The sequence below is a fragment of the Thermogemmatispora sp. genome, assembly GCF_019683755.1.
In the GTDB taxonomy this organism is placed as follows: Bacteria; Chloroflexota; Ktedonobacteria; order Ktedonobacterales; family Ktedonobacteraceae; genus Thermogemmatispora.
In genome coordinates, this window is sequence record NZ_JADGHT010000427.1 from 1 (window position 1) to 3,476 (window position 3,476).

A 3,476-nucleotide genomic window follows, 5' to 3' on the forward strand; every position below is an offset into this window, starting at 1 on the left:
TAAATATCTCACTTATCTGTTTGTTATCTATATTGCTTACTTGTAACTGCGTTACGCCTGGTATAGGGCTGTCCTGGGGTGGGAAATCGGGCCACAAGTAACGATCCTCTCGGGAGTGCGTATCCACATGGCGGGTCTACGTGGTCAGGGGCGTCGGGTAGTGATTGGCAAAGGCTCTGTGATTAACTATGGCTGTCTCCTCTATGTCACGGGAGGGCTAGTGATTGGAGAGCAGGTTAGTCTCGCTCCTGGTGTCTGGCTGATCACGGGTTCGCATGATATTAATGATCCAGAGCATAGAGATGTGTATAAGCCCATCGTGATCGGAAACTATGCCTTCCTAGGAGCGAGAGCAACGGTATTAGCGGGAGTAACCATAGGCGAAGGAGCTGTAGTTATGGCGGGAGCAGTGGTGACACGCGATGTCCCTCCTTATGCTATCGTAGGAGGCGTCCCGGCGCGCGTGGTCGGCGAGCGCCAGCTACGTAATCCCTCTTATTCCCTGGCTCATTTTCATCCTCTGTTCGGTTAGCGCCCTGCTCAGCTAGTGGGTGCCAAAGAGATTGGCACAGGTCGATCCTCTGCCCCGCTATGCCAATTCAGGCGCTGCTTGCTTGCGAACTGAAAGGAGTTTAGCATTGCTTGTCTCTGCTGCAGATGATGTCGGTCCAGAGTATCAGCATATCTATCTCTCACCGCACTTCGATGATGTTGTCTATTCATGTGGTGGAACTATCGCTCTGCAAACCCTTCAAAAGGAAAATTCTCTAGTAGTGACTGTTTTCGCAGGCATCCCTGGTCCTGATTTAAAGCTAAGCTCCTTTGCCCGACGTATCCAGCGCACAATGAGCAGTCGCCAAGAGGCATTTAGCCTGGTCGAGCTGCGCCGGCAGGAAGATCAGCAGGCCTGTTCCTGGTTGCAAGCTGACTGCCTGTGGTTGGACTATCTCGATGCCATCTATCGTGGTGCTTTACCTCTCCGTCTTTGGAGGCGGGCAATTGGGAGCGGAGGGAGAATACGTCAAGTCGATGCCTGGATTGTAGAGGATTTACTCCGGCTTTGCCTGGCGCTCCATCGTCGGCTGCCCTCGCTGCATTGGTATGCGCCTCTAGGCATTGGAGGCCATATCGATCATCGCGTTGTCTCGGCTGCTGCCTTCCGGCTCCTGGTATACGGCGCCAACGTAGCTTTCTATGAGGATTTTCCCTATGTGCTGCATCCCTCTGCTCTCAAGAAGCGTCTACGAGAACTGGGGATCGCGATGCAACCTCATCTGGTAGAGATTTCAGATACGCTGGCTCTACGCCAGCAGGCTTCCAGCCTCTATACATCACAGGTGCGTATTAACTTTGGCAGTTCAGAAGATCTTTATCGCAGTATTGAATGCTACAGTCGCCAGATCAGTTCGAAGCGGGGAAACCATGTAGAACGCTTCTGGCGGGCCGTCTTATGAGCCTATGAGCCAATCGCTACTGTCACTGCTAAGCATAAAGGCGGAGGCTGCCGCACCTCCGCCAGATAGAGGAAGCTGATGGGCGCTGAAAGATACCAAAGTGCGGCTAACAAGGGCCCAGTTGAATCCAGACGCCTGCCGGGCCGCCGGGCACGTCATTATATGTCCACCATTTGGCCTGCCAGAGATAGCCATTGTAAGTAACCTTGCTGCCACCGCTATAAGCCGTTGTCGCGCTCCAAGGAGCGACTCCTGTGCAGCTACTGCTAGCTGTCGGGGTAGGGGTCGGCGTTGGGAGACTTGTGGTTGCGGTGACCGTAGGTGTGGGGGTCACTGGTGATGTAGCTGTAGGGGTTCCAGCCACAGCCTGCGCGAACTGTGTGATAATGCGCGTGAAGTCCCAATCATTCTGGGGCACGCTACTGCAGGTGGCCGAGAGATTCCCGTTGTTATCGGGTGGTGTGCATTGGCGATCGCGGTTCACTGACCAGAAAGTAAATCGCGCCAGGTGATTACTCTTGGCAAAGCTCAGCACAGTTTGGAAGTCAGACTGATAGAAGTACTCGCCACTATCGGTGCGCCCATTCATAGAGGAAATGCCCTCGTGGGCGTAGGCAGTAGTGCTATCCCAGCCGAAGGTATTCATAAGGATAGTGTGAAAACTCTGGAGGGCGCTAATTTGGCTGCTGGCACCGTTAAAGCCGCCATCAAACGGCATGATAGAATAGCTACTAGGAGTGTAGCCCAGGCTGCGCGCTGTATTGAGGAGCTGCTGCCCAAAGTAGCCAGTGCCAGCGGTCGTACCAGGCAAAGTGATAGTGATCATGAGGCCTGGGTTGCTTGCCTGCAGAATCTGCGCGGCTCCTAGCTCGTTATTGATCGCACTGGCATTCTCATACTCTGGCTCCTCTAGATCTAGATCGATGGCTCGCAGACTGTACTTATTGATCACGGCTTGCTCAGCAGCGGCGGTCGCCTGAGCTGTCCCACAAACCTGCCCGAGTTTTGTCCCATTATAGCCGCCAAAGGAGACGACGACGTCGCCCCCGGCGGCTCGGACTGCGTTGATGATAGGACCAACTTGAGTGTCGGCAGAGACATCAATAAGCCCGCTGTCGGCCTCCCAGGCGGGAGTACAACCATTGTCTGCGACGATAAAAGCAAGAGTAAAGACGCGTACTCCTGTGGCGCTCATAACCGTGGTGAGAGACGGGGGATGATTAGCGAGAGGCATGACATAGGGGGCGGCGTTATACCAGGCTGAGTCGAGGGCGGTGGCGGCTTGAGCGGGTCTCTGCTGAAACTGGATAGTAGCAACGACAGCGGCAAGGCAAGTCACGAGCAGGGCTGTGGCGATGACCAGCATCGTCCGCCAGTTCAATGACAGGAGAAAGGTGCGTTGGCGCAGAACATTGAAAGGCTTCATCCCATCGCTCCTTTGCTATCGTGGAGACAAAAGCTCTCTACTGGGAGTGGCAGTCTAGGGGGAAGAGCGCGCGCATCACGCCAGTGCGGGGCTAGGCGGGATGGCGCGCACTCCTCCCTTCATCAGCCGATTGCGGGCTAGGCCTGAGACCTATTGCAGTGAGACATCATCGACGTAGACATTCCCCTGCAAGTACCAGCCATGTACATAGATAGTGACACTCGTTGTCGACGCGCCTGTTGTAAAAGACACGGAAAGCAGCGTGTAGCTACTGCTGCTGGTCCAATTGCTGGCTCCTCCACTGATGCCCAGATAGGCATAGGGGCCATTCACATAGGCGCGCAGCGTATAGGTATGATTGGGTAGGACGCTGATGGTCTGAGTGCATTGGCCTGTCGTGGAAGCCGTAGGGGTCAGCTGTAAGGCATAGCTGCCGCTATGGACGGGAGAGGTGACAATCTTGTCACCGGCATCGCAGGCCCAGGGAGCCAAAGAGCCGCTCTCAAAACCGGGGTTGGCGACCAGGTTGCCGCCGGATGGGGGAGAAGTCGGCGTCGGGCTAGGAGTGGGGGTAGCTGTCGGCGCAGATGTGGGTG

At 55.3% G+C, this 3,476-nt stretch carries 4 protein-coding genes; 2 read left to right on the top strand and 2 right to left on the bottom strand.

What is annotated here, in order from left to right; all coding sequences use genetic code 11:
* Positions 1 to 127: 127 nt before the first annotated feature.
* Together IRZ24_RS18305 and IRZ24_RS18310 are read left to right on the top strand one after the other, a co-directional pair.
* Positions 128 to 532 (top strand): acyltransferase, encoded by a 405-nt coding sequence (locus tag IRZ24_RS18305; RefSeq protein ID WP_297167516.1) that lies wholly within the window; start codon positions 128 to 130, stop codon positions 530 to 532.
* A gap of 106 nt (positions 533 to 638) precedes the next feature.
* Positions 639 to 1,454, top strand: a complete 816-nt coding sequence (locus IRZ24_RS18310; RefSeq protein ID WP_297167519.1) for a PIG-L family deacetylase — start codon at positions 639 to 641, stop codon at positions 1,452 to 1,454.
* Positions 1,455 to 1,560: 106 nt separating this feature from the next.
* On the opposite strand, the gene IRZ24_RS18315 is transcribed toward IRZ24_RS18310, so the two are convergent.
* Both IRZ24_RS18315 and IRZ24_RS18320 read right to left on the bottom strand, forming a co-directional pair.
* Entirely contained in the window at positions 1,561 to 2,880 is a 1,320-nt protein-coding gene (locus IRZ24_RS18315; RefSeq protein WP_297167522.1) for a chitinase, read from the bottom strand.
* A 150-nt stretch (positions 2,881 to 3,030) separates the two neighbouring features.
* Positions 3,031 to 3,476: carbohydrate binding domain-containing protein (locus tag IRZ24_RS18320; RefSeq protein ID WP_297167525.1), on the bottom strand; the 446-nt coding region annotated here is incomplete at its 5' end.

Coding starts and splice junctions, on each gene's coding strand:
- IRZ24_RS18305 (WP_297167516.1), top strand. CDS start 128: ATGGCGGGTCTACGTGGTCAGGGGCGTCGGGTAGTGATTGGCAAAGGC.
- IRZ24_RS18315 (WP_297167522.1), bottom strand. CDS start 2,880: ATGAAGCCTTTCAATGTTCTGCGCCAACGCACCTTTCTCCTGTCATTG.